The sequence below is a fragment of the Pseudomonas sp. GW822-FHT02G04 genome, assembly GCF_058802085.1.
The window spans coordinates 111,359-137,799 of sequence record NZ_JBXANU010000018.1; the positions used below are offsets into that span (position 1 = coordinate 111,359).

Genomic DNA, 26,441 nt, shown 5'->3' on the forward strand with positions numbered 1-26,441 from the left:
GCCGAAGGCTGCGATCTTTTGATCTTCCGGCGATATCACGATCGCTAAAGTCAAAAGATCGCGGTCTTCGATTATCGGCGTGGGCGAAGGTGGAACCCTGTTCTAAGCTCACAGTCGTATCGTCACTGGCACGTACGTACAACGCAAAGGAGTCTGCATGGCGGGTCCCGGATTGAAATTAATGGTTGGCCTGAGCATCTTTGCCTTGCTGACCGCCTGTGGCGATAAAAAGCCAGTCGAGAAGGACCGCCCGCGAGTTTTCGTGCAAGAGGTCAAGCCAACCGATTACGCCGCCGCGGTGACACTCACCGGCGACGTCCAGGCGCGTGTCCAGACCGAGTTGTCGTTCCGCGTGGGCGGCAAGATCATCCAGCGCATGGTCGACGTCGGGGACCGTGTTTCAGCCAAACAAGTACTGGCCAGGCTTGACCCCAAAGACCTGCAAACCAATGTCGATTCGGCGCAGGCCCAGGTGGTTGCCGAACAGGCGCGGGTCAAACAGACAGCGGCAGCCTTCGTTCGCCAGCAAAAACTTCTGCCCAAGGGCTACACCAGCCAGAGCGAATACGACTCCGCCCAAGCGGCCTTGCGCAGCAGCCAGAGCGCTCTGAGCGCCGCTCAAGCGCAATTGGCCAACGCCCGCGATCAACTGAGCTACACCGCGTTGATTGCCGACGCGCCGGGCGTGATTACCGCGCGCCAGGCCGAAGTCGGCCAGGTGGTACAAGCCACGGTGCCGATTTTCAGCCTGGCCCGAGATGGCGAGCGTGACGCGGTGTTCAACGTTTACGAATCGCTGCTGGCCGAACCACCGTCGGATAGATCGATTGTGGTCAGCCTGCTCGACAATCCGAAAATCAAAACCACGGGCACCGTTCGCGAAGTCACGCCGGCGGTGTCTGCGCAGACCGGCACGGTGCAAGTCAAAGTCAGCCTCGACAGCCTTCCTGAAGGCATGCAGCTCGGCTCGGTGGTGAGCGCCACCGCCAAGCCTGTGGGCAAAACCGCGGTGGAACTGCCTTGGGCGGCCCTGACCAAAAATCTCAGCGACCCGGCCGTGTGGCTGGTGGACGCCGAGGGCAAGGCGCAGCTGCACACGGTCACCGTCGGTCGTTACCTGACCGGCAAAGTCATTGTTAGCGCTGGCCTCACCGGTGGCGAAAAAGTCGTCACCGCGGGTGGTCAGTTACTGCACCCGGGCGTGCGGGTGGAGGTCGTCGAAAATACCTACGAGACCCCAGCGACAGGAGCCCAACCATGAAACGCCTGTTGCTGTTGTCCGCCGCTGTGCTGCTGGGCGCCTGTTCCAAGGAAGAAGCTCCGCCAGAACCGGTACGGCCGGTGCTGTCCATAGAGGTGAAAGCGCTCAATCAAGAGAACCTCGGCCGGTTCGCCGGCAGCATTCAGGCCCGTTACGAAAGCAACGTCGGGTTCCGTGTGCCGGGGCGTATCGCCAGCCGTAACGTCGATGTCGGCGCCGAAGTACAGAAGGGCGCCTTGCTCGCCACCCTTGACCCCACCGATCAGCAGAACCAGTTGCGCTCGGCTCAAGGGGATCTGGCGCGTGTCCAGGCGCAGCTTATCAACGCCCAGGCCAACGCCCGGCGTCAGCAGGAGTTGTTCAATCGCGGGGTTGGCGCGCAGGCGCAACTGGACATCGCCCAGACCGATTTGAAAACCACCCAGGCGTCCCTCGATCAAGCCAGGGCCGCGGTCAATCAGGCGCAGGACCAACTCAACTACGTTGAACTGCGCACCGATCACAAAGCCATTGTCACCGCGTGGAGCGCCGAAGCCGGGCAAGTGGTGACGGCCGGCCAGCAGGTGGTGACCCTGGCGCAGCCGGACATCAAGGAAGCGGTGATCGACTTGCCCGACACCCTGGTCGATGATTTGCCGGCCGACGTGGTGTTCCAGGTCGCCTCGCAGCTGGACCCGAGCATCACCAGCACCGCCATCGTGCGTGAAATCGAACCCCAGGCCCAAAGCGCGACCCGTACCCGTCGCGCCCGCCTGAGCCTGACCGATACGCCGCCGGGTTTTCACCTCGGCACGGCGATCAGCGTGACCCTCAGCTCCGCAATCAAGCCTCGCCTCGAACTTCCGGTGAGTGCGCTGCAAGAGGTCGATGGGAAAACACGGATCTGGGTCATCGACCCGCAGACGCTAACCGTTGCGCCACGGGACGTCAGCGTGATCAGCCGGACCGATGCCACGGTGGTCCTGGCCAACGGCGTGAACTCTGGCGAGCGGGTGGTCAGTGCCGGTGTGAACAGCCTCAAACCGGGGCAGAAAGTGAAAATCGACGAGGGCAGCCCGCAATGAAAGGGAGTTTCAACTTATCCGAGTGGGCCCTCAAGCATCAGTCGTTTGTCTGGTATTTGATGTTCGTCGCGCTGTTGATGGGCGTGTTCTCCTACCTGAACCTGGGCCGCGAAGAAGACCCGTCGTTCACCATCAAAACCATGGTGATCCAGACCCGTTGGCCCGGTGCGACTCAGGAAGAAACCCTCAAACAGGTCACTGACCGGATCGAGAAAAAACTCGAAGAACTCGACTCGCTCGATTACGTGAAAAGCTACACCCGCCCCGGCGAATCGACGGTCTTCGTTAACCTGCTCGACACCACCAGCGCCAAGGACATTCCGCAAATCTGGTATCAGGTGCGCAAGAAGATCAACGACATCCGCGGCGACTTCCCGCAAGGCCTGCAAGGGCCGGGCTTCAACGATGAGTTCGGTGACGTGTTCGGTTCGGTGTATGCCTTTACCTCTGACGGCTTGTCGATGCGCCAGCTACGCGATTACGTGGAACAGGTGCGTGCCGAAATCCGTGAAGTGCCAGGGTTGGGCAAGGTCGAAATGATCGGCGAGCAGGATGAAGTGCTGTACCTGAACTTCTCCACCCGCAAACTCGCCGCCCTCGGCATCGATCAGCGCCAGGTGGTGCAGAGCCTGCAATCACAGAATGCCGTGACCCCGGCGGGGGTGATCGAGGCTGGTCCGGAGCGGATTTCGGTGCGGACCTCGGGGCAGTTTGTCTCTGAGAAAGACCTGGCCAACGTCAACCTGAAGCTCAACGACCGCTTCTACCGCCTGGCCGACATCGCCGACATCAGCCGTGGTTACGTCGATCCGGCCACCCCGGAGTTTCGCTTCAACGGCCAGCCGGCCATCGGCCTGGCGATTGCCATGAAGAAGGGCGGCAACATTCAGGCATTCGGCAAGGCGCTGCACCTGCGCATGAACGAGCTGACGGCCGACCTGCCGGTGGGCGTTGGCGTGCACAACGTTTCCGATCAGGCCGAAGTGGTGGAAGAAGCCGTCGGCGGCTTCACCAGTGCGTTGTTCGAGGCCGTGGTAATCGTGCTGATCGTCAGCTTCGTCAGCCTTGGCGTGCGCGCCGGGCTGGTGGTGGCGTGTTCGATTCCGTTGGTGCTGGCCATGGTCTTCCTCTTCATGGAATACAGCGGCATCACCATGCAGCGGATTTCCCTCGGTGCGCTGATCATCGCCCTCGGCCTGCTGGTGGACGACGCAATGATCACGGTCGAGATGATGGTCACGCGCCTGGAAATGGGCGAAACCAAAGAGCAAGCGGCGACCTTCGCCTACACCTCGACCGCATTTCCGATGCTCACCGGCACGCTGGTCACCGTCGCCGGTTTCGTGCCGATCGGTTTGAACGCGAGCTCCGCCGGTGAGTACACCTTCACGCTGTTTGCGGTGATCGCGGTGGCCATGCTGGTGTCGTGGATTGTCGCCGTGCTGTTCGCCCCGGTACTCGGTGTGCATATTCTGAGCACCAATGTGAAACCGCATGACGCAGAGCCAGGGCGCATCGGTCGGGCATTCAATGGCGGCCTGCTCTGGGCCATGCGCAATCGCTGGTGGGCCATCGGCATCACCGTGGCGCTGTTTGTGCTTTCAGTGTTTTCCATGCGGTTCGTGCAGAACCAGTTCTTCCCATCCTCGGACCGACCGGAAATCCTCGTCGACCTGAACCTGCCGCAAAACGCCTCGATCGCCGAAACCCGCAAAGCCGTGGACAAGCTCGAAGCGACGCTCAAGGGCGACCCGGATATCGTGCGCTGGAGCACCTACATCGGCGAAGGCGCGATCCGTTTCTACCTGCCCCTCGACCAGCAGTTGCAGAACCCTTACTACGCGCAACTGGTGATCGTCAGCAAAGGCCTGGAGTCACGCACGGCGCTGACAGCTCGTTTGCAAAAGCGCTTGCGTGAAGAGTTCGTCGGCATCGGCAGTTACGTCCAGGCGCTGGAAATGGGCCCGCCGGTGGGGCGTCCGATTCAATATCGGGTCAGCGGTAAAGACATCGATCAAGTGCGCAAACACGCGATCGCCCTGGCCACCGAACTGGATAAAAACCCGCACATCGGCGAGATCATTTACGACTGGAACGAGCCGGGCAAAGTCCTGCGCATCGACATCGCGCAAGACAAGACGCGGCAACTGGGGCTGTCGTCGGAAGACGTGGCGAACCTGATGAACAGCATCGTCGTCGGCTCGCCGGTGACGCAGGTCGATGACGATATCTACCTGATCAACGTGGTCGGCCGCGCTGAAGATGCCGAGCGCGGCAGCCCGGAAACCTTGCAGAACCTGCAGATCGTTACTCCCGGCGGCACTTCGATTCCGCTACTGGCGTTTGCCACGGTGCGCTACGAGCTGGAGCAACCGCTGGTGTGGCGTCGTGATCGCAAACCGACCATCACCATCAAGGCCGCGGTGCGCGACGAAATTCAGCCGACCGACCTGGTGCAACAGCTGCAACCGGAGATCGACAAATTCGCCGCCGGTTTGCCGGTGGGCTACAAAGTTGCCACTGGCGGTACGGTGGAGGAAAGTGGCAAGGCTCAGGGGCCGATTGCCAAGGTCGTGCCGTTGATGCTGTTTTTGATGGCGACCTTCCTGATGATCCAGTTGCACAGCGTGCAGAAGCTGTTCCTGGTGGCCAGCGTCGCGCCACTCGGCTTGATCGGCGTGGTGCTGGCGCTGATCCCGACGGGCACGCCCATGGGCTTCGTGGCCATCCTCGGGATTCTGGCGCTGATCGGCATCATCATCCGCAACTCGGTGATTCTGGTGACCCAGATCGACGCTTTTGAGAAGAGTGGTTATACGCAGTGGGACGCGGTGGTGCAGGCCACGGAACATCGGCGTCGACCGATTTTGTTGACGGCGGCGGCAGCGAGTATGGGGATGATCCCGATTGCCCGGGAAGTGTTCTGGGGGCCGATGGCCTACGCGATGATTGGCGGGATCATCATCGCGACGTTGCTGACGCTGCTGTTTTTGCCGGCGCTGTATGTGGCCTGGTACAAGGTTCGCGAGCCGAAGAAACACGCTACGTAATGATCGTTCCCGCGCTCCGCGTGGGAATGCAGCCAGTGACGCTCCGCGTCACAGCCGCAGGGACGCAGAGCGTCCCGAGAGGCATTCCCACGCAGAGCGTGGGAACGATCAACGATCAGTCGACTCGACGCCAAACACTCGCCAACCAAGGCTGCTGCTCCCGCGGCAGCCCCGCCGGCCGGTAGTAATGCTCCAGCTCCACAAACCCCGCTTCGGTCAGCATTTCGCGCCACACCTGAAGATCGTAATACGCCCCATACCGCGGTCCGTTCCAGCCCTCCTGATTCTCGCCACGCGGATTGGAACTGAACAACACACCGCCCGGTTTCAACGCCTCGCGCAACTGCTTCAACACCCGCGGCAATTCCTGGCTCGGCACATGAAACAGCACCGCGTTGGCAAAAATCCCGTCAAACCGCTCGGCCGGCAGATCGAGTTTCAGAAAGTCCTGCTGCCAGACCTCACACCCGCTGTCGTCCCGGGCCATCTGCGCAAGCTTTTCCGAACCGTCGAGCCCGACGGCGATGTGGCCCAGGCGGGTGAAGGTTTTCAGGTCGCGGCCAGGGCCGCAGCCAAAGTCGAGAATGCTGAATGGCGCGTTACTCTGGATATGCCGTAGCAGGGCATCGATGTTCTGGCTGACATCGTGATCGCGAGTGCCTTCACGGAAGTCTTCGGCCACCGCGTTGTAATGGCCCAGAGTGGTGGAGGTGATCTGCTCCAGGTCGGCGGGTGTCTGTTTCATGGTCGGCTGCACAGAAAAAGAGAGAAGCACTGACTATAAGCGCTTTCGCGCTTTAAAAGATCGCAGCCTGCGGCAGCTTCTACGGGGTTTTGTGTTAACCCGGAGTTTGCGTCTGACATGACCCCTGTAGGATCTGCCGAAGGCTGCGATCTTTTGATCTTGATTCAGCGCTTGTTGAGTCCACGCGCCAACCGATCCCCGCCCAACTGAATCATCGCCACCAACACCACCAGCAACACAATCACCGTCAGCATGATCTGGCTATCAAACCGCTGATACCCATACCGATACGCAATGTCGCCCAACCCACCAGCGCCAATCGCCCCGGCCATGGCCGACGAGTTGATCATCGTCACCAGCGTAATGGTGAAGCCACCGACAATCCCCGGCAGCGCCTCGGGCAACAGCACATGCCAGACGATATGCCAACGCCGGCACCCCATCGCTTGCGCCGCTTCGATCAACCCGTGGTCGACTTCCCGCAGGCTGACTTCGGCGATGCGCGCGAAGAACGGTGTGGCGGCGATGGTCAGCGGCACCACCGCCGCCCATACACCGTAAGTAGTGCCGACAATCAACCGGGTGAACGGAATCAGCGCCACCATCAAAATCAGAAACGGAATCGAGCGGAACAGGTTCACGAACGCGCCCAGTGCGCGGTTCAGTGCCGGTGCTTCGTAGATCCCGCCCTTGGCGCTGGTGACCAGAATCACTGCCAACGGAATGCCCGCCAGCAGCGCGATCAGGGACGACACGCCGACCATCAGGAAGGTGTCGATGAAACCTTGCAGCAACCGATCAAACCACATAACCCAGCACCTCTACCTGTTGCGCCCAATGACCGGCGCGCTGACGCAATTCCTCGGCACCGAGGGACGAACCGGTCACCGCCAGCAGCAATTGCCCCAGCGCATGGCCCTGAATCCGTTCCACGCCCCCATGCAGCAAGCGCACGCGGCCACCGAGGGCGCTGAACAGCGCCGCCAGGTCTGGCTCATCGCGTGTATTGCCGGTGAATTGCAAACGCAGCACCACGGCGGCGTCCGAAGACTGCGGCTGTGTCCGCAAGCGGCTTTGCAGTTCTTCCGGCAGACCGTGTTGCAGCGGCGCGAGCAAGGTCTTGCTGACCTCATGTTGCGGGTTGCCGAAGACTTCCCAGACCGGCCCTTGCTCGACGATTCGCCCGTGCTCCAACACCACGACCCGATCGCAGATATCGCGGATCACCGCCATTTCGTGGGTGATCAGTACGATGGTCAGGCCCAGGCGCTGATTGATCTCGCGCAGCAGGCCGAGGATCGATTGGGTGGTCTCCGGGTCGAGGGCCGAAGTCGCCTCGTCGCACAGCAGAATTTCCGGGTCATGCACCAACGCACGGGCGATGCCGACACGTTGTTTCTGCCCGCCGGAAAGCTGCGCCGGATAAGCCTTGTGCTTGCCTTGCAGGCCGACCAATTCGAGCAATTCACGGACCTTCTGCTCGCGTTTTTCCTTGGGCACACCGGCGACTTTCAGCGGTAACTCGACGTTCTGCCAAACCGTCTTGGCCGACATCAAATTGAAGTGCTGGAAGATCATGCCGATCCGTCGGCGCAGCGCCACCAGGCGGTCTTCATCGAACTCGCCGATGTCCACCTGATCGATCAGCACTCGCCCGCTGCTCGGTTGTTCTAGACGGTTGATGGTGCGGATCAGCGACGACTTGCCGGCACCGCTGCGCCCGATGATGCCGAACACTTCACCGCGCTGGATCGCCAGGTCGATACCGTGCAGGGCCGCCACCGGACCTTGCTGGCCGTTGTAGGTTTTGCCCAGGCCGATGAAGCGCACGTGGGCGCGGTTCAGTTCGGGGTGCAACTCGGTACGTTCAGCACTTTTTGGCTCTGGAATCTCCAGTCGCCGTTGGATGGCGGCGGTCATATTCAGCTTTCCCAACCCGCTTGATAAAGCTTGCCGTGGGTCTTATCCAGCGCTGCGCGAACCGCTGGCGAGTGCTGATAGATGTCGACGAATTTGATCAGGCGTGGGTCGGTTTTACTTTTCGGCTGGATCACGAACTGGATCACGTATTCCTTGTGATCGAGACCATCGAACAGCAGGGCGGAGCTGGCATCGAAGGTTTTCGACAGGCGAATGTAGGCCGGGTAACCCTGGACCAGATCGGCGTCGTCGTAGGCGCGTACCAGTTGCACGGCTTCGACCTGGAGGATTTTGATTTTCTTCGGGTTGGCAATGATGTCTTCTTCGGTGGCCTTGTAGCCGACACCCGGTTTGAGCGTGATCAGGCCGGCCTTGGCCAGCAGTTGCAGGCCGCGACCGCTATTGATCGGGTCGTTGGCGATGGCCACGCTGGCGCCTTCTGGCAACTCGTCGAAGCTTTTGTATTTCTTCGAATAGAGACCGACGTTGTTGATGATGCCCGGGGCGAACGGCACCAGGTCAAAACCGGCGGCGGCCTTTGCATTTTCCAGGAACGGGATGTGCTGGAAGTAGTTCACGTCGATGTCGCCCGAGGCGAGGCTGACGTTGGGGGCGATCCAGTCGCTGAACTCCACGAGTTCGACTTTCAGGCCTTGTTTGTTGGCTTCTTCCACGGCGGCCTCCAGGGGAATGGCGAAGGCGGCGGTGGTGCCGACCTTCAGCGGCGCGTCGGCGGCGAAGGTGATGGAGCTGAAGAGGCCGAGGGCCAGGGCCAGTGCTTTGACTGGGTGGGTTAAGAGTTGTTTGGTCATGAGATGTCTTCCAGTCAGTTAAGGGCGATCGTTCCCACGCTCCGCGTGGGAATGCCTCAACGGACGCTCCGCGTCCGCTCTTGGGACGCGGAGCGTCCCGGGCTGCATTCCTTTGCTGCGCATGGGAACGATCAGTTACAAGGAGTCAGTGTCGGTAATGGGAGCCGGTATGTTGCTCAGGCAAATGCGCGTCACGGTGAAACAGCTTTTCCCGCAGGCTGCCGTTGTCGTAAGCGGTCTTGTATGACCCTCGGCGCTGCAACTCCGGAATTACCAGTTCGATGAAATCCACATAGCTTTCCGGGGTGACGATCCGTGTCAGGTTGAAACCGTCCAGGCCGGTTTCGGCGATCCACGATTCCAGCTCATCGGCCACTTGCTCAGGTGAGCCGACCACGGTGATGTAGCGGCCTCCGAGGGCGTGTTGTTCCAGCAGTTTGCGGCGGGTCCAGTCGTTGTTTTGCAGGTTCTTGGTGGCGGACTGGATGGCGTTGCTCTTCACGTACTGGATCGGTTCGTCGAGTTCGTACTCGGAAAAATCGATCCCGGTGGACGCCGAAAAATGCGCCACGCCGGCCTCGGCGCTGGCGTAGCTCAGGTACTCGGCATGCTTGGCCCACGCCAGCTCTTCGGTGGCGCCGACGATCACGTTCAAGCCCATGAACACCTTGATGTCCTCAGGATTGCGCCCGGCCTCGACGGCGCTGGCGCGAACCTTGTCCACTTGAGCCCGGGTCGCCGGTTTGTTCTGGCCGCTGATGAACACGCACTCGGCATGCCGACCGGCGAACAGCAGGCCGCGATCGGAGCTGCCGGCCTGGAACAGCACCGGCGTGCGTTGCGGCGACGGCTCGCAGAGGTGATATCCCTCGACCTGATAGAACTCGCCCTTGTGCTCGACCTTGTGCACTTTGTCTGGCTGGGCGTAGATCCGTTGCTCGCGGTCGTTGAGTACCGCGCCGTTTTCCCAGCTGCCTTCCCAGAGTTTGTAGAGCACTTGCAGGTATTCGTCAGCCTGGTCGTAGCGTCGGTCGTGTTCCACCTGCTCGCTGAGGCCCATGGCCTTGGCGGCGCTGTCCAGATAGCCGGTGACGATGTTCCAGCCGACCCGGCCGCGACTCAGATGATCGAGGGTCGACAGGCGTCGGGCGAACAGATACGGCGGCTCGTAGGTCAGGTTGGCGGTCAGGCCGAAGCCGAGGTTCTGGGTGACCGCGGCCATGGCCGAGACCAGCAGCAGCGGGTCGTTGACCGGCAACTGGATCGACTCTTTGAGCGGCACGTCGACCGAGTTCTGGTAGACGTCGTACACGCCGACGATGTCGGCGATGAACAGACCGTCGAACAGTCCGCGCTCGAGCAGTTGCGCCAGTTCGGTCCAGTATTCGATCGTCTTGTACTGGGTGGACGTGTCCCGTGGATGGGTCCACAGACCATGGTTGATGTGCCCGATGCAGTTCATGTTGAACGCGTTGAGCAGGATCTTCTTTTTGGCGTCGGCCATCAGATCGTCCCCCGCAACGGAGGGTTTTCATCGTTGAGGTAGTAATTGCCGACCGCGTGATACTTCCAGCGCACCGGGTCGTGCAGGGTGTGCACTCGGGCGTTGCGCCAGTGGCGATCCAGGCCGTGCTCGATCAGGGTTGCCTGGCTGCCGGCGAGTTCGAACAGCGTGCTGCCGGCGGCGAGGGAGATCTCAGTGCTGATGGCCCGGGCTTCGGCAACCGCAATCGACGCGGCGGCGACGGTTTCAGCGTTGGTGTCGGCCTGAGCCAGGTCGAGGAATTCGCCGGAGCGTTCCAGCAGGGCTTCGGCGGCATGCAGGCGAATGCTCAAGTGGCCAAAGCTCTTGATGGTCAGTGGGTCTTCGGTGGCTGTTTCATGCGTGGCGTCGATCCACGGCCGGGTTTTGGTCCGCACGAAATGCAGCGCATCTTCATAGGCGGCGCGGGCGATGCCGGTGTCGATCGCGGCATGGAGAATCTGTGCCAATGGGCCGACAGTGGTCGGGCGCTCGAATGCGCTTTGAAACGCGATCACGTCTTCGGCGGCAACGTAGACATCCTCGAACACCACCGAACCGCTGCCGGTGGTGCGCTGGCCGAAGCCGCTCCAGTCGTCGATGACCGTCAGGCCTTTGCTGTTGTGCGGGACGAAGGCCAGCTGCTGCACGCCGTTTTCGTCCACCACGGAGGTGGGGATGCGCTGGGCGTAAATCGCGCCGGTGGCGTAGAACTTGCGGCCGTTGATGCGATAACCGTTACCGTCGCGGGTCAGGCTGGTGACGCGGTCATGGGCGGTTTTGGTGCCCAGTTCTGCCAATGCGTTGCCGAAACGCTGTCCTGCCAGCACTTCGGCGTACAGGCGTTTTTTCTGCTCATGGCTGCCGTTCACACGGAGCACTTCGAGGGCGTAGAAATGGTTCTGCGGGATCTGCCCCAGGGAGCCGTCAGCCTGGGCGATCAAAGCGATTACTTTGGCCAGGGTGACGCTGGAAACCCCAGCGCCGCCGTATTCCTTTGGCACGCTGATGCCCCAAAGGCCCGAACGGGAAAACACTTCCAGTTCCGGGTGCGGCAAACGACGTTCGCGGTCGCGCAGGGCGCTGTCGCGTTTGAAGTCGTCGGCCAGGTCACTGGCGACAATCAGGGCTTGCTCATCGCTGGTAATGACCGCGACGTTTCGAGAAAGAGACATGTGTTTCTCCAGAGATCTGGTCGTTAAATCCAGGAGTGGCGAGCCGGCAAAGTGCCGTTCAAGTGATAAGTGCCAACCGCGTGATATTTCCAGCGCACCGGGTCGTGCAGCGTGTGCACCCGTGCGTTGCGCCAGTGGCGGTCGAGGTTGAATTCGGCAAGGGTCGCGCGGCTGCCGGCCAGTTCGAAGAGCTTTTCGCTGGCCAGCAGCGAGATCTCTGTGGTCAGCACTTTGGCTTGCGCCACGGCAATCGAGGCGCGTGCCGCGGACTCGGCGGTGAGCGGCGCGGCGTTGACCTGATCGAGTACTTGCCCGGCCTTGCGCAGCAGTGCTTCGGCGGCGTGCAGTTCGATTTTCAGCTTGCCGATATCGGCAATCACGTAGAGGTCGTCGCTGGCCCGTTCGATTTTGGCGTCGATCCAGGGCCGGGCACGGGTTTTTACGAATTCGATGGCGTCATCGATGGCGCCCCGGGCGATGCCGGCATCGATGGCCGCTTGAATCAATTGCGACACGGCGCCCTGAGTGTTCGGGCTGTCGTTGATCTTCCAGTTGTCCACCACCAGCTCGGCGTCGACCCGCACGTTGTTGAGCAAAATGGTGCCGCTGGCGGTGGTGCGCTGGCCGAAACCCGACCAGTCATCAACGATGCGCAAGCCCGGCGTGCCGCGCCGAACGAAGGCCAGCACTTGCTTGCCGTCATCGTTCAGTGCTTTGACGGCTACCCAATGAGCGAACAATGCGCCAGTGGAATAGAACTTCTGCCCGTTGATGACGAAGCCATCGCCGTCGGCAGTGATTCGCGCCTTGAGCTCCAGGGTATTTTTGGTACCGCGCTCAGGGCCTGCGTTACCAATTCGCCAGCCTTCGAGCACGCTTTTGAACAGCTGCTTTTTCTGCGACTCGGTGGCGCTGCCGAGTATCAGGTTGAGAATCCCGAACTGGTTCTGCGGGATCTGCCCCAAGGCCGGGTCGGCCGCGGAAATGATCGCGAAGACTTCGGCCAAGGTGACGAATGAAACCTGTGGGCCGCCGTACTCACGCGGGATGGCAATGCTGCCCAGGCCGCTGCGGGTGAACTGTTCGATTTCCGACCAGGGCAACTTGCGCTGCTGGTCACGTTTGGCGGCTTGCAGGCGGGCGACTTGCGCCAGCTCTTGGGCAGCCTCGATGGCTTGTGCGTCGTTGCGCAAGACCTGCGCGGGCAACAACAATGGGGCGATGTCCAGATCACTCTGGATGATTGCATCTGCCAGACTGGACATCAGTGCCGCTCCTTGGCTGCACGCAATGCCCTGGCGATTTGCACTGGGGTGATTGTGTTCCGGACCATACCTACCTCACATCTCATGAAAACGCCGCAAACGTTGCGGCGAACGAAAAACACGAATGTCCGGTGGTCCGGTGTATATACCCTAATCGCGTATAAATAATTAATGAACTAACTTTTAGGAATATGCATAGAAGGGTGGCATCCCGGGTGGTCGAAACCCCTGTGGCGAGGGAGCTTGCTCCCGTTCGGCTGCGCAGCAGTCGCAAAATCGGCCATCACGATTCAATTGCATAAACGTGTGAGCCAGTTTTGGGGGCGCTTCGCACCCCAGCGGGAGCAAGCTCCCTCGCCACAAAAGCCCTCATACGCACTACAGGCGTTTCTTTCGGGGCTCAGCAGCTTTGAGCACTTCTTTGGGCGGCACTTTCAGGTAAGGATTGGCACAGCCGATCTTCAGTGTGCGTGTCGGTGCCCAGCGCGAGTTGTTACCCACCCGGTCGAGGATGCAGTAAGTCACTTCCAGTCGAAGGTCTTCGCCAGCTTCGAGAATGATTGCCGGTGGCACCCAGACCTGAATCGGCTGACCCACATCGTCGGCCTTGAGTTTGGGCAGGTCCATGCGCACATCGCCCCAGCGCAGGGTGATTTCGTCGTCAACGGCCATGTTCAGGTACGGTTCGATGGTCAATGGCACACCGCGCTTGACCTGGTTCGGATTGACCCCCTGACGGCGAATGGTCTCGGGAATGAACACCGGCGCCAGGCTCTGGTTTTCCTCATCGCAAAGGGGCGAGGGCAGGCCGCCGGGGCAATCCAGTTTGATCTGGACGTGCGCCGCCGGTGATACCGCTGGCCCTTGCCCGATCTGCATGACCTTGTAATGGACGCGAGCAGAACCGTTGGCAATGAAGCTTTCCGGCACCCGCAGGCTCACCGCTTTGCCGCCATGGTCTGTCCCCAACACGCTGGAAGCCACGTAGCAGTTGTTCCAGAACAGCTCGATCAGGTCGCCTTCGTCCATGCCGGGATAGGGCGGCACGTCGATCATTAGATGAGCGGCCGAGGTGATGCTGATGCCGGCCTTGTGAGTTTGCGCCAGGGTCGGGGCTGCAAGTTCGGGTTTGTTCGAAGTGCTTGTCATGGGGTTCTCTCCTTGAAGCCTTACCGCGAAATCCGTTTCTGAAAGATCGAAAGGCATGAATTACCAGGCAACAAAACGATTCACTGTTTGTGTATTTGAAGAGTGATCGAATTTGATGAAAGTCGCCTGTTGGAGACTAGATAAGAGTGCGTTCGAATAGGTGTCAATAGAGCTGCTTGGTTAAAGGTTAGTTATTGGGTTATTCAGAAATTTCCTACGCGGTGTAGTTAATAAGCCCCATCGCTCTGTCGAATTTTGTCCAGTATTTGATGGGCTGCACGCCTTGGAGGTAGCAACCCATGGACTGTGGATAGCGAGGGTTTTTATGAATTTTAAGCGAGATGAATCTGTTGCAGGACATATATATGTACCGCATGGGAGGGGGAGAGTTATCTATGATTGGAGTGAATCAGGGCAGTCGTTGAAGGTGAATACAGGATTTTATAAGTCGGAGAAAGTGCCACTTCCATCCATGGAAGTTGACAGTTTTTGAGTGGGGGTTGAACTAAGCGTTGTTAAGGAATTTGCTGAGAAACTGCTTCGTCCGTTCTTCTTTCGGGTTGGCAAAGAGCGCCTTGGCTTCGCCCTGTTCGACAATCACACCCTTGTCGAAAAACACCACACGGTTGGCCACGTCCCGAGCAAAACCCATTTCGTGGGTGACGATCACCATGGTGCGTTTCTCCTCGGCCAGGCCGCGGATGGTCGCCAACACTTCGCCCACCAGTTCCGGGTCCAGCGCCGAGGTCGGTTCATCGAACAGGATCACTTCCGGTTCCATCGCCAGCGCCCGGGCAATCGCCACGCGCTGTTGCTGACCACCGGAAAGGCGTCGCGGGTAAGCGTCTTCCTTGCCCGCCAGACCGACCTTGGCCAACAGCTTTTTACCCAAGGCAACGGCGTCGGCTCGTGGAATCTTTTTCACCACGATCGGGCCTTCGATGACGTTTTCCAGGGCTGTGCGATGCGGGAACAGATTGAAATTCTGGAACACAAAACCCACGTGCTGGCGCAGGCGCCGTACCAGGCTCTGCTGCTGGTTCAGGGGGCGGCTGCCATCGATCTCGATGTCGCCGACCTTGATCCGGCCGCTGGTGGGTTCTTCCAGAAAATTCAGGCAACGCAGGAACGTGGTCTTGCCCGAGCCGCTGGGGCCGATGATTGCCACTACCTCGCCTTCCTTCACCTGAAGATCGATGCCATTGAGCACCACCTGACCCTTGAACTGCTTTGTCAGTTTTTCCACGACAATCATTGGGTCAGGACTCCTGGTCGTGCCGATTGACCCGCGCTTCCAACGTGTTCTGCAGGTGCGAAAGCACTGTGGCCAGAACCCAGTAGATCAGCGCGGCGGCAAGATACATGGTGAAAATTTCGAAGGTACGGGCGGTGATCAGCTGCGCCTGGCGGAACAGCTCCGGCACCTGAATGGTGGCCGCCAGCGCGGTGTCCTTGACCAGCGAGATGAAGCTGTTGCCCAACGGTGGCAGGGCCGTGCGCATCGCTTGCGGCAGAATGGCCCGGCGCAGGGTTTGCGCACGGGTCATGCCGATACTGGCCGCGGCTTCCCACTGGCCGCGCTCGATGGAGCTGATCGCGGCACGCAGGATTTCGCAGGCGTAGGCCGCCATGTTCAGCGAGAAGCCGATCAGGGCTGCTGGCAGTGGATCAAGTTCGATGCCCAATTGCGGCAAGCCGTAATAGATCACGAACAGTTGCACCAGCAACGGCGTGCCGCGAAAGAACGACACGTAGATGCGGGAAATCCAGCTCACCAGTTTGAAGCGCGACAGGCGCATCAACGCCAGGCCGAAGCCCATCAGCAGGCCGAAAAACATCCCGCCCAGGCTCAAGATGACCGTGTAGTACGCGCCCTTCAGTAGAAAGGGCGCAGAGTCCAGCGCAAGTTGGAAAGCTTCTTCCATTATTTGGTGACGTCAGCGTTGAAGTATTTCTGCGAGATCTTGGCCAGCGTGCCGTCGGCGCGCAGTTTCTCGAGGGCTTTGTTCACCGCTGCCAGCAGTTCAGGTTCGCCTTTGCGCAGGGCAATACCGGCTTCCTGGCGGGAGAACGGTTCGCCGGCGGCGGAAGTGTCCTTGGCTTTCTTGGCGTATTCCAGCGCGGCGAGGCGGTCGATCAGAATGGCGTCGGTGCGACCGTTACGCAGGTCTGCGAACTTGCTCGGGTCATCTTCGTAGGTGCGCACGTCAGCGGTAGGCACGTTGGCTTTCACCCACTGCTCGTAGTTGGTGCCCAGGCCTACGCCGACTTTCTTGCCACCCAGGTCGGCGGCAGTCTTGATGTTCAGCTCCGCAGCCTTCTTGGTCAGCACCAGCGCCTGAATCCCGGAAACGGTGTACGGCTCGGAGAAGTCATACTTCTTCTTGCGCTCTTCAGAGATGGTCACCTGGTTGATCACCGCATCCAGACGCTTGGACTCCAGGGCTGCGAGGATGCCGTCCCATTTGGTCGGCTGCAGCTTGACCTTCACGCCTAGCTCTTTGGCCAGCGCCTCGGACAGCTCCACTTCGAAACCGGCCAGTTTGCCGTCGGCATCAACGAAACTGAACGGTGGATAAGTGCCTTCCAGGCCGACGTTGATCACGCCCGCGTCCTTGATTTTTTGCAGTTGCTCTCCGGCAACCGCTTGCCCGAGCAGGCCGGCGCTCAGCGCCAGGCCCAACGAGCCCACCAGCAGATTTCTACGTAGTGCGGAAAAATTCATGACAAGCCCCTGTGTTTTCTTATGGAAGACGCTTAAGGAAAGTTGGCAAATTCGGGATTTGAACGACTGCGATATCCTGCCCTAAAGCAGCTTATGCGTCTCGCTGCAAATTCGCCTGCGGCGCGACTATATGATGTCGTCTTTAGATAGGAAAATAATAAATATTAAGTTTGTTATTCTTTTATGAGATATGCGGGGTGGCTGGAGATCGTTCCCACGCTCTGCGTGGGAACGATCGATTAGCGTGGGAACGATCGGTTACAGAAAGTCTTTGTAGGCAAACAACGCCGGCGCCCCACCGGTGTGCAGGAAGATGATCGGGCCTTCATCGAAGCGCTGACGCCCGATGCCGTCGAGCAAACCGGCCATGGCCTTGCCGGTATATACCGGATCCAGCAACAACCCTTCCTGGCTCGCCAACAGCTTTACCGCCGCCAGCGTCCCGGCATTCGGCTCGCCATAACGCGGGCCGAAATATTCGTCCCACAGTTCGACTTTGAAACTCGCCGGCAAGCTCACGCCCAACAGCTCGGCAGTGCGCTCGGCGAGGCCCTGGACTTTCGGTCGTTGCGCTTCATCGCTACGGGAAACGGTCACGCCGATGACTGGCAAATCCGGCAGTACTTCGCTCAATGCCAGCGCCAGGCCGCTATGGGTGCCGGCACTGCCGGAAGCCAGGACCACCGCGGCAAATTGCAGCCCGGTGTCCTTGATCTGCTCGGCCAGCTCCAGACCCGCACGGACATAACCCAAAGCGCCCACTGCATTGGAGCCCCCAATCGGTACCAGATAGGGTTTCTTGCCGTTGCTGCGCAGACGTGCGGCCAGCGCTTGCAATTGCTCGTCAGCGTTGTCGAGGTTTTCCACCAACTCGACCTTGGCATCGAACAGGTCCAGCAACAGCCGATTGCCATTGCCGATGTAGTTGCTATCGTCAGTGCCGAGCGGGTTCTCCAGCAGCGCCACGCAGCCCAACCCAAGCTTGGCCGCAATGGCCGCGGTCTGGCGCACGTGGTTGGACTGGATCGCGCCAGCGGTGATCAACGTATCGGCACCCTGGGCCAGGGCATCGGCGGCGAGGTATTCGAGTTTGCGCAGCTTGTTGCCGCCCAGTGCCAATGGCGTCAGGTCATCGCGTTTGACGTACACATCGCGGCCCAGCCAGGTTGACAGGCGTTCGAGTTTTTCCAGCGGGGTAGGGTGACCGAGCAGGTCGAGGCGGTTAAAACGGGCAAGCTGTTGTTTGATCATGGGTCCGTACTGGCGGAGGAAGATGTCAGGACTATAGGCACGGGTATTTAGCGGGGCAACTGCCAATCGCTTATAGCCAAAAGTATTGATCACAGCACTATTGGTTCTTAATTCGGCTGCAAGTCGTTGCCGTAAAGTAATCGCCGTCAGCGCGGCCAGACAGTCCGGCCGCCCGTGAGGAGTTTTTACCGTGAGCGAGCGTTCCAGCCATTGGCAATTGCAGACCATCGTCAGCCAACTGCGCACGGCGCGCGACCAGTGGCGCGCACAAAACGGCCGCGCCAGCACCGAGCAGGGCGGTCGCGAGTTGCCGTCCCGAGCGGCCATGGCGGACATTCTCGAAGCCCTGTGCGGTGCGTTGTTTCCGATGCGTCTGGGGCCGGTGGATTTGCGCGAGGAGAGTGAGGACTTCTACGTCGGCCACACCCTGGACGTGGCGTTGAATGCATTGCTGGCTCAGGCGCGGCTCGAATTGCGTTACGTCGCTCGTCACAGTGCCGGGGTCGATTCTGAAGTCGAAGCCAAGGCCATCCGGATCATTCAGGACTTCGCCCTCGCTCTGCCGGAATTGCGCAGCCTGTTGGACACCGACGTGCTGGCGGCCTACCACGGCGATCCGGCGGCTCGCAGTGTCGATGAGGTGTTGCTGTGCTACCCGGGGATTCTAGCGGTGATTCACCATCGCCTGGCTCATCATTTGTATCGCGCCGGGTTGCCGTTGCTGGCGCGGATCAGCGCGGAAATCGCCCACTCGGCGACCGGTATCGACATCCATCCTGGCGCGCAGATCGGTCGCAGTTTCTTCATCGACCACGGTACGGGTGTGGTGATCGGCGAGACCGCGATCATTGGCGAGCGCGTGCGGATTTATCAGGCCGTGACGTTGGGCGCCAAGCGCTTCCCGGCGGACGAAGACGGCCAGTTGCAGAAGGGCCATCCGCGGCATCCGATCGTCGAGGACGACGTGGTGATCTATGCCGGCGCGACGATTCTGGGGCGGATCACCATCGGCAAGGGTTCGACGATTGGTGGCAACGTCTGGCTGACCCGCAGCGTGCCAGCGGGGTGCAACCTGACCCAGGCGAATCTGCAGCATGATGATGGGACGCAGAAGTAAGCCAGTTGATGCATTGATCGTTCCCACGCTCTGCGTGGGAACGCCTCAAGGGACGCTCCGCGTTCCGGTCCAATCGCCGATGTTGTGTCTGGCTCCGATGTGACGCGGAGCGTCACGGGTTGCATTCCCACGCAGAGCGTGGGAACGATCGTAACCCCGCGTCATACCCTTCCTTGAAAGCTACCGCCGAGCCCTGCGATTAGTCCTTAGCACCCTATTCATGTTTAACTTGAACGTTCATTCAAGTTAAACCGGTGGTTCGCCGCCCGCTCACAACAGGAGGCTTGCCTTTGCTGAGTCCGATTTTTACAGCCACGTTTTCCCCCCTCGAGGTGCACCTTTCGTGAGTGCATCGTCCATCCCCGTAAGCGGCCAGGTCCGCATGAATCCGCCGGTGTTTTATTTCGCGGCGACCTTCATTTTGTTGTTCGCCGTCGTGGTCATGGCGATCCCCGAACAGGCCGGTGCCTGGCTGTTGCAAGCGCAAAACTGGGCGGCCAATACGGTCGGCTGGTACTACATGCTCGCGATGACGCTGTATCTGGTCTTCGTGGTGGTCACCGCCTTGTCCGGCTACGGCAAGATCAAGCTCGGTGCCGACCACGACGAGCCCGAATTCAGTTACTTGTCCTGGGCCGGCATGCTGTTCGCCGCCGGGATCAGCATCACGCTGTTTTTCTTTTGCGTGTCCGAACCGCTGACGCACCTGGCGCAACCACCGCAAGGCGAGGCCGGCACGGTGGAGGCTGCGCGTCAGGCGATGCAGATTCTGTTTCTGCACTGGGGCCTGCACGGCTGGGGCGTGTTTGCCTTCGTCGGCATGGCGCTGGCTTATTTTGCCTATCGACATAACCTGCCGTTGGCCCTGCGTTCGGCGCTGTACCCGCTGATTGGCAAGCGCATCAACGGTCCCATCGGTTACGCGGTGGACGGCTTCGGCATCATCGCCACGGTGTTCGGCCTCGGCGCCGACATGGGCTTTGGCGTATTGCACCTCAACTCGGGCCTGGACTATCTGTTTGGCATCGCCCACACCCAGTGGATTCAGGTCGGCCTTATCACGCTGATGATGGGCGCGGCGATCATCGTCGCCGTGTCCGGCGTCGACAAAGGCGTGCGGGTGATGTCCGACATCAACATGCTGCTGGCCTGTGCGCTGCTGCTGTTCGTGTTGTTCGCTGGCCCCACCCAGCATCTGCTCAATACGCTGATCCAGAACCTCGGCGATTACCTCGGTGCCTTGCCGATGAAGAGTTTCGACCTCTACGCCTACGACAAACCCAGCGACTGGCTGGGTGGCTGGACGGTGTTCTACTGGGCCTGGTGGATTGCATGGTCGCCGTTCGTGGGCCTGTTCATTGCGCGGATTTCCCGTGGCCGGACCATCCGCGAATTCGTCTTCGGCGTGCTGCTGATCCCGCTCGGTTTCACCCTGGCGTGGATGTCGATCTTCGGCAACAGCGCCATCGATCAGGTCCTCAATCACGGCATGAGCGCGCTCGGCATGTCGGCCATCGACAATCCATCGATGACGCTTTACCTGCTGCTGGAAACCTACCCGTGGAGCAAAACCGTGATCGCGGTCACGGTGTTCATCAGCTTCGTGTTCTTCGTCACCTCTGCCGACTCCGGCACCGTGGTGTTGTCGACGTTGTCCGCCAAGGGTGGCAATCCCGATGAAGACGGGCCGAAATGGCTGCGAGTGTTCTGGGGCGCGATGACAGCACTGGTGACCAGTGCGCTGTTGTTCTCCGGCAGCATCGACGCATTGAAGTCGGCGGTGGTGCTGACGTCGTTACCGTTCTCGATGATTTTGCTGCTGATGATGTGGGGTCTGCACAAGGCGTTTTATCTGGAGTCGCAGAAACAGATCGCGCAATTGCATTCCCTCGCACCGGCGTCTGGATCACGGCGCGGCGGTTGGCGTCAGCGCTTGAGTCAGGCAGTGCATTTCCCGTCTCGGGATGAGGTTTATCGCTTCCTTGATACCACGGTGCGCCCGGCGATCGAGGAAGTGACCGCAGTGTTTGTCGAGAAGGGGTTGCACGTGGTCACTCAGCCCGACCCGGCCAACGACAATGTCAGCCTGGAAATCGGTCACGGCGAACTGCATCCGTTCATCTATCAGGTGCAAATGCGCGGCTACTTCACCCCGTCCTTCGCCCGTGGCGGCATGGGTTCCAAGCAACTCAACAACCGTCGTTACCACCGTGCCGAAGTGCATTTGCGCGAGGGCAGTCAGGACTACGATCTGGTGGGTTACACCAAGGATCAGGTGATCAACGACATCCTCGACCAGTACGAACGGCACATGCAGTTCTTGCATCTGGTGCGTTGATCGACCGGTGGCGCTCAGGTCTCGCTGCTCAACACCATGAACAGTACCAGTGCCGCCACCGGTACGCCGAACACCGCGCTGCCCACCACCAGTTCCGCGCTCAACGGTTGGCCAGCGTTGACCATGCCGACTGCGCCGTTGATCAAGGTCAACGCCAGCCACAGCACGACAAAACTGTAGGCCAGGGTCTGACGGGAGAAACCGATTTTCTCGCCGATGAACAGCATCAGTGCCAGCAGGACCAGGCCGAAGGTGATGATGATCGTGGTGTGCATAATGCAGTCCTCGCAACGGCTTTCAGAGTTCTCGACCTAGAGTGTGGTCGAGGGAATAACGTCCTGCTCCGCGAAACAGGATGTAGAGCGACAGAAATGCCATCAACACTGCAGTCGACCCGAGGCAAGCCCCGGGTCGTTTCACTGGAACCCTCGTTTTAGCGAATAGAGGGTTTGAGCAGGTCTTCCAGACCAATGCGGCGGAACATCTCGGCGCGTACCCGATCGGCCATCGCGTTGACGATTTCGGCACCATCCTGCGATGGGTCGATATGGCGGCGGAACGGGCGGGTGCCGAAAGGCATGCCGACGATCTCGACGATGGCGTTAGCCACTTCGCCGACATCGGCATCAGCCGGTTCCAGGGCGGCGAGTCCTTTGAGTGCCTGATCCGGAACCCCGGCATATGGGCCTTCATTGTATTCGGTGGCGCGGGCCTGGTCGGCGGGTGAACCGGAGTGCACGAAGTGGTTGGTGCCCTTGGTGAAGGCGCCCGGCACGATGATCGAGGTTTCCACACCCCAGCGCGCCAACTCACTGGCGTAGGACACCGCCAGCGAATCCATCGCCGCCTTGGCCGCAAAGTACGGCGCCAGGTACGGCGGGGTGCCGCCGCGAGCACTGCTGGATGAAACCCACAACACCAGGCCCTGACCCTGCTTGCGCAATTGCGGCAAGGCTGCGCGGTTGACCCGCTGAGTGCTCAGCACGTTGATGTCGTAGAGCTGGGCGAACTGTTCGGGCGTGAAGGCTTCGGCGGGGCCGAAGGACATGTGCCCGGCGTTATGAATGATCACGTCCAGTCGGCCACATTCCTCGACAATTTTCGCGACACCGGCCTCGACCGATTCGTTCGACGCGACGTCCAGTTCGACGCTGCGCAGGTCGACCTGATGCTGGTTGGCGTAACGCTGAACTTCAGCCACCTGTGGCGCGTTGCGGCCCAGGGTTTCACGCATGCTGGCGTAGACAGTGTGGCCGGCGTCGGCAAGGGCTCGGGCAGTGAGCGCGCCGAAACCACTGGAAGCACCGGTAATCAGAATGACGGATTTCATGGCATTGACCTCTTCAAACTTGGCGTGGGTAGGGGATGAGACGGCTCAAACGAGGCCGCCATTGACGCGCAGGATTTGCCCGTTGACCCAGGCCGAGTCCGGGCCGACCAGGAAGGACACGACGCGGGAGATGTCTTCTGGCTGAGCCAGGCGTTCCAGCGGTGGCATCTTGGCGAAGGTCTGGATCTGCTCTTCGCTCTTGCCGTGCAGGAACAGGTCGGTGGCGACCGGACCTGGGGCCACGGCGTTGACGGTGATGTTGCGACCGCGCATTTCCTTGGCGAACACCTGGGTCAGGGATTCCACTGCCGCCTTGCTGGCGATGTACACCGCATAGCCCGGCAGGTTCATGCCGACGGTGCTGCTGGAGAAGTTGATGATCCGGCCACCGCTGTTCAGACGGGTCGCCGCTTCACGCAGAGTGTTGAAAGTGCCGCGAGCATGGATGTTGAAGTTCTGGTCGAACAGTTCGTCGCTGTGTTGCGCCAGCGGCAACACTTTGAGGATGCCGGCGTTATTGACCAGCACGTCGACTTTGCCCAGTTGGGTTTCGGTTTCGTCGAACAGCCGGCGTACATCGTCGGCGTTGGCCACATCAGCCTTGATCGCTATGGCCCGGTGACCGGCCTGACGCAGTTTTACCACCAGTGCTGACGCCTCGGTGGCGCTGTTGGCGTAGTTGATGGCGACGGCGAAACCCTGGCTGGCCAGTTGCTGGGCGATCACGGCACCAATGCCGCGGGAGGCGCCGGTCACGATGGCAACTTTCGAAGTTTGAGTAGTCATGGCGTTGATTCCTTTGAGTGATGAAGGTGTTTGCTGAGGTGTGGAGCCAGATTCACATGTTTACTCAGGGCGATAAATGCACGAGAGTTGCCTTGACTGTTCAATAATCGCCAACAATCGATCGTCAGGAGCCCAGCGTGGATCAAGTCAAAGCGATGAAAGTTTTCGTGCGGATCTACGAGCGCAGCAGCTTCACGCTGGCGGCCGATGACCTGAACCTGCCGCGTGCCACCCTGACCCACACGTTGAATCAGTTCGAAGCCTGGCTCGGTACCCGTTTACTGGAACGCAGCACACGCAAGGTCCGTCCTACGCTGGATGGCGAGGCGTACTACCTGCGTTGCGTGCAGTTGTTGGCGGAACTGGAAGAAGCCGAACTGGCATTTCGCGGCGTTGCGCCGAAAGGCCGATTACGGGTGGATCTGCATGGCACGTTGGCCAAGCATTTTGTAATCCCGGCGTTGCCGCAATTCATGGCGCGCTACCCGGACATCGAGTTGTCCATCAGCGAAGCCGACCGCTTCGTCGACCTGATCGCCGAAGGCGTTGATTGCGTGTTGCGCGCCGGCACCTTGGGCGATTCGGCGCTGATCGGTAAACGTGTCGCCAACCTGCGCCAGATAACCTGCGCCAGCCCGGCGTACCTGCGTAAATACGGTGAACCGAAAAACCTCGAAGACCTGAAAAACCACCGCGCGGTGAACTACGTTTCGCGCACCACGGCCAAGCTGTTCCCGTTCGAATTCATGGTGAATGGCGAACTGAAAGAGGTGGCCATCGAGGGCGCGTTGTCGGTGTTCGGCGCGGAAATATATGCGGCCTCGGCGATTGCCGGGTTGGGGCTGATTCAGTGCCCGCATTACCGAATGGAAACGCAAATTGCCCAAGGGTTGGTGCAGGAAATCCTCACCGACACACCGCCGCCGTCGATGCCGGTGTCGGTGTTGTATCCGCATAACCGACACATTTCGCCACGGGTTCGGGTGTTTGTGGATTGGTTGGGGGAGGTGTTTGCGGGTGCCGTTTGATGGCGATCTTTGCAAGATGTGTATGGTGTGTATGCGTGTTGGTTTCTGTTTTACAGTCCAATCTCTGTCAACAGAGAAGTCATCGAAATGAAATTCCCGGTCGTTCTGCACAAGGATGCCGACTCAGAATACGGAGTGATTATCCCGGACGTGCCGGGATGCTTCTCCGCAGGTGCTACTGTGGCGCAGGCATTTGAAAACGTGAAAGAAGCGTTGGCTTTGCACTACGAAGGTCTGGTCGCCGATGGTGATCCACTTCCGCAGGTGCGTGAGATTGACGCTCATCTTGATAACCCTGATTACGCTGGCGGCGTGTGGGGTGTGGTCGAATTCGATATCACGCCTTATTTCGGCAAGTCGGTGCGCTTCAATGCCACGCTTCCTGAGCAGTTGCTTGAGCGTATCGACCAGACGGTCAGACGAGATCAGCGATATAGCTCAAGGTCTGGCTTTTTGGCGGCTGCCGCGCTACGTGAGTTGTCGGCGTAAGCGTTGGGCGTGGATATCGGCTCTATGGAGGTAGGTCAGTTTTAAATAATCTATGAAACGTTTCAGCAATTAGTCGAATCCGGGCTTTCCTGGCGTTTGTCTGGGCGTATGCTGGGCCGCTTGCAAAGCAGTCGATACCCCATTCAAGACCCACAAGAGAGGATTCGATGACCTACACCGCTGCCGAACACCGCTACGATTCTATCCCTTACCGCCGCGTAGGCCGCAGCGGGCTGGTGCTGCCGGCACTGTCGCTGGGCCTGTGGCACAACTTCGGCGACAGTACGCCGATCGACACCCAGCGCTCGTTGCTGCGCACGGCGTTCGACTCAGGGATCAACCACTTCGACCTGGCCAACAACTACGGCCCGCCCTATGGCAGCGCCGAGATCAACTTCGGTCGTTTGCTGCGTGAAGACTTCAAGCAGTACCGCGACGAGCTGATCATCTCCAGCAAGGCCGGTTGGGACATGTGGCCCGGCCCTTACGGCCAGGGCGGCGGGTCGCGCAAATATGTGCTGGCCAGCCTCGACCAGAGCCTGCAACGCCTGGGCCTCGATTACGTGGACATCTTCTATTCCCACCGCTTCGACCCGGATACGCCGCTGGAAGAAACCGCCAGTGCACTGGCCACGGCCGTGCAACAGGGCAAGGCCTTGTACATTGGTATCTCGTCTTACTCCGGGGTGAAAACCCGGGAAATGGCCGCGTTGCTCAAGGAGTGGAAAGTCCCGCTACTGATCCACCAGCCGGCCTACAACCTGCTCAATCGCTGGGTGGAAAAAGACCTGCTGGATGTCACCGACGAACTCGGCACTGGTGTGATTGCCTTCACGCCGTTGGCTCAGGGCCTACTGACCGACAAATACCTCAATGGCATTCCGAAGGATGCACGGGTCAATCGCCCGGGCGGTGATTCATTGCAGTCCTCTCACCTGTCCGAAGCCAACATCGCCCAAGTGCGGGCGCTCAATGAAATCGCCAAGCGTCGCGGTCAGAGCCTGGCGCAACTGGCGCTGGCCTGGACCCTGCGCGATCCACGGGTGACCTCGGCGCTGATCGGCGCGAGTCGGCCGGAGCAGATCATCGAAAACGTCGGGGCGTTGAAGAACCTGAGCTTTAGCGTGGAAGAACTGGCGGAGATTGATCGGTTTGCCCAGGAGGGCGGGATCAATTTGTGGGAGAAGCCTTCGACGGCTGAGTAACTCCGTACTGATCGTTCCCACGCTCTGCGTGGGAATGCAGCCCGGGATGCTCCGCGTCCCATCCAAAGCCGAACGCAGAGCGTCCGTTGAGGCATTCCCACGCGGAGCGTCACTAGTGTCCGGTAAAAACTGAAGGGGGAGCTTGCTCCCCCTTGCTGTGCCTGCTTCGTAAGCAATAATCAGGTTTTCAGACTCGATTTTCGCCCATG

Annotated in this window: 23 protein-coding genes; 8 read left to right on the plus strand and 15 right to left on the minus strand. The window is 60.0% G+C overall.

From position 1 onward, the window contains the following. Positions 1-157 precede the first annotated feature (157 nt). The 3 genes from AC1RO5_RS21180 to AC1RO5_RS21190 are packed head-to-tail and all read left to right on the plus strand — an operon-like array spanning position 158 to position 5,375. Positions 158-1,261, plus strand: coding sequence for an efflux RND transporter periplasmic adaptor subunit (locus tag AC1RO5_RS21180; RefSeq protein ID WP_413696090.1), 1,104 nt, complete (start codon positions 158-160; stop codon positions 1,259-1,261). Then, entirely contained in the window at positions 1,258-2,325 is a 1,068-nt protein-coding gene (locus tag AC1RO5_RS21185) for an efflux RND transporter periplasmic adaptor subunit (protein WP_019651526.1), read from the plus strand. The genes AC1RO5_RS21180 and AC1RO5_RS21185 overlap by 4 nt, the downstream gene beginning before the upstream one ends. Next, positions 2,322-5,375 carry an efflux RND transporter permease subunit gene (locus tag AC1RO5_RS21190; RefSeq protein WP_493177429.1) on the plus strand — a complete coding sequence of 1,018 codons (3,054 nt, stop codon included), beginning with the start codon at positions 2,322-2,324 and terminating at the stop codon, positions 5,373-5,375. Before AC1RO5_RS21185 ends, AC1RO5_RS21190 begins: the two co-directional genes overlap by 4 nt. A 115-nt stretch (positions 5,376-5,490) precedes the next feature. Here the strand turns inward: AC1RO5_RS21190 and AC1RO5_RS21195 are convergent, their stop codons facing one another. The 12 genes from AC1RO5_RS21195 to AC1RO5_RS21250 form a co-directional block, all read right to left on the minus strand. After that, complete coding sequence (locus AC1RO5_RS21195; RefSeq protein ID WP_493177431.1) at positions 5,491-6,120, minus strand: class I SAM-dependent methyltransferase; 630 nt, start codon at positions 6,118-6,120, stop codon at positions 5,491-5,493. Positions 6,121-6,284: 164 nt separating this feature from the next. Next, the gene (locus AC1RO5_RS21200) at positions 6,285-6,929 is read right to left on the minus strand and encodes a methionine ABC transporter permease (protein WP_105347347.1); all 645 of its coding nucleotides are present in this window, start codon (positions 6,927-6,929) and stop codon (positions 6,285-6,287) included. Continuing rightward, positions 6,919-8,040 (minus strand): methionine ABC transporter ATP-binding protein, encoded by a 1,122-nt coding sequence (locus tag AC1RO5_RS21205; RefSeq protein WP_493177433.1) that lies wholly within the window; start codon positions 8,038-8,040, stop codon positions 6,919-6,921. The genes AC1RO5_RS21200 and AC1RO5_RS21205 overlap by 11 nt, the downstream gene beginning before the upstream one ends. 2 nt (positions 8,041-8,042) lie before the next feature. Continuing rightward, entirely contained in the window at positions 8,043-8,852 is an 810-nt protein-coding gene (locus AC1RO5_RS21210; RefSeq protein ID WP_493177435.1) for a MetQ/NlpA family ABC transporter substrate-binding protein, read from the minus strand. Between the two features lie 145 nt (positions 8,853-8,997). After that, positions 8,998-10,356, minus strand: coding sequence for an LLM class flavin-dependent oxidoreductase (locus AC1RO5_RS21215; protein ID WP_493177437.1), 1,359 nt, complete (start codon positions 10,354-10,356; stop codon positions 8,998-9,000). Beyond that, on the minus strand, positions 10,356-11,549 hold the full coding sequence (locus AC1RO5_RS21220) for an SfnB family sulfur acquisition oxidoreductase (RefSeq protein ID WP_493177438.1): 1,194 nt from the start codon (positions 11,547-11,549) through the stop codon (positions 10,356-10,358). The genes AC1RO5_RS21215 and AC1RO5_RS21220 overlap by 1 nt, the downstream gene beginning before the upstream one ends. 23 nt (positions 11,550-11,572) lie before the next feature. Beyond that, positions 11,573-12,814, minus strand: a complete 1,242-nt coding sequence (locus tag AC1RO5_RS21225) for an SfnB family sulfur acquisition oxidoreductase (RefSeq protein WP_493177440.1) — start codon at positions 12,812-12,814, stop codon at positions 11,573-11,575. A gap of 378 nt (positions 12,815-13,192) precedes the next feature. Continuing rightward, on the minus strand, positions 13,193-13,963 hold the full coding sequence (locus AC1RO5_RS21230) for a hypothetical protein (protein WP_493177442.1): 771 nt from the start codon (positions 13,961-13,963) through the stop codon (positions 13,193-13,195). A gap of 505 nt (positions 13,964-14,468) precedes the next feature. After that, entirely contained in the window at positions 14,469-15,218 is a 750-nt protein-coding gene (tcyN, locus tag AC1RO5_RS21235; RefSeq protein WP_007939567.1) for an L-cystine ABC transporter ATP-binding protein TcyN, read from the minus strand. A gap of 4 nt (positions 15,219-15,222) precedes the next feature. Then, positions 15,223-15,888, minus strand: coding sequence for a cystine ABC transporter permease (gene tcyL / locus AC1RO5_RS21240; protein WP_493177444.1), 666 nt, complete (start codon positions 15,886-15,888; stop codon positions 15,223-15,225). Then, complete coding sequence (gene tcyJ / locus AC1RO5_RS21245; RefSeq protein ID WP_493177445.1) at positions 15,888-16,688, minus strand: cystine ABC transporter substrate-binding protein; 801 nt, start codon at positions 16,686-16,688, stop codon at positions 15,888-15,890. Before tcyJ ends, tcyL begins: the two co-directional genes overlap by 1 nt. A 258-nt stretch (positions 16,689-16,946) precedes the next feature. Then, entirely contained in the window at positions 16,947-17,939 is a 993-nt protein-coding gene (locus AC1RO5_RS21250; protein WP_493177447.1) for a D-cysteine desulfhydrase, read from the minus strand. A 190-nt stretch (positions 17,940-18,129) separates the two neighbouring features. On the opposite strand from AC1RO5_RS21250, the gene epsC reads away from it, so the two are divergent. Then, positions 18,130-19,056, plus strand: coding sequence for a serine O-acetyltransferase EpsC (epsC, locus tag AC1RO5_RS21255; protein ID WP_018929332.1), 927 nt, complete (start codon positions 18,130-18,132; stop codon positions 19,054-19,056). Between the two features lie 382 nt (positions 19,057-19,438). After that, a complete protein-coding gene (betT, locus tag AC1RO5_RS21260; RefSeq protein WP_493177459.1) occupies positions 19,439-21,394 on the plus strand; it encodes a choline transporter BetT in 1,956 nt (651 codons plus the stop codon). Positions 21,395-21,408: 14 nt separating this feature from the next. Here the strand turns inward: betT and AC1RO5_RS21265 are convergent, their stop codons facing one another. From AC1RO5_RS21265 to AC1RO5_RS21275, 3 genes are all read right to left on the minus strand, one after another. Next, positions 21,409-21,669, minus strand: coding sequence for a hypothetical protein (locus tag AC1RO5_RS21265; protein WP_019651515.1), 261 nt, complete (start codon positions 21,667-21,669; stop codon positions 21,409-21,411). Positions 21,670-21,827: 158 nt separating this feature from the next. Next, positions 21,828-22,724, minus strand: a complete 897-nt coding sequence (locus AC1RO5_RS21270; RefSeq protein ID WP_493177449.1) for an SDR family oxidoreductase — start codon at positions 22,722-22,724, stop codon at positions 21,828-21,830. A gap of 45 nt (positions 22,725-22,769) precedes the next feature. Next, complete coding sequence (locus AC1RO5_RS21275) at positions 22,770-23,510, minus strand: SDR family oxidoreductase (RefSeq protein WP_493177451.1); 741 nt, start codon at positions 23,508-23,510, stop codon at positions 22,770-22,772. 137 nt (positions 23,511-23,647) lie between these two features. On the opposite strand from AC1RO5_RS21275, the gene AC1RO5_RS21280 reads away from it, so the two are divergent. The 3 genes from AC1RO5_RS21280 (at position 23,648) to mgrA (ending at position 26,232) form a co-directional block, all read left to right on the plus strand. Next, positions 23,648-24,538: a LysR family transcriptional regulator gene (locus AC1RO5_RS21280; protein ID WP_493177452.1), complete on the plus strand. Its 891-nt coding sequence runs from the start codon at positions 23,648-23,650 to the stop codon at positions 24,536-24,538. An 87-nt stretch (positions 24,539-24,625) separates the two neighbouring features. Next, complete coding sequence (locus AC1RO5_RS21285; protein ID WP_007903104.1) at positions 24,626-25,027, plus strand: type II toxin-antitoxin system HicB family antitoxin; 402 nt, start codon at positions 24,626-24,628, stop codon at positions 25,025-25,027. 167 nt (positions 25,028-25,194) lie between these two features. Continuing rightward, positions 25,195-26,232, plus strand: coding sequence for an L-glyceraldehyde 3-phosphate reductase (mgrA, locus tag AC1RO5_RS21290; RefSeq protein WP_493177454.1), 1,038 nt, complete (start codon positions 25,195-25,197; stop codon positions 26,230-26,232). Positions 26,233-26,441 lie beyond the last annotated feature (209 nt).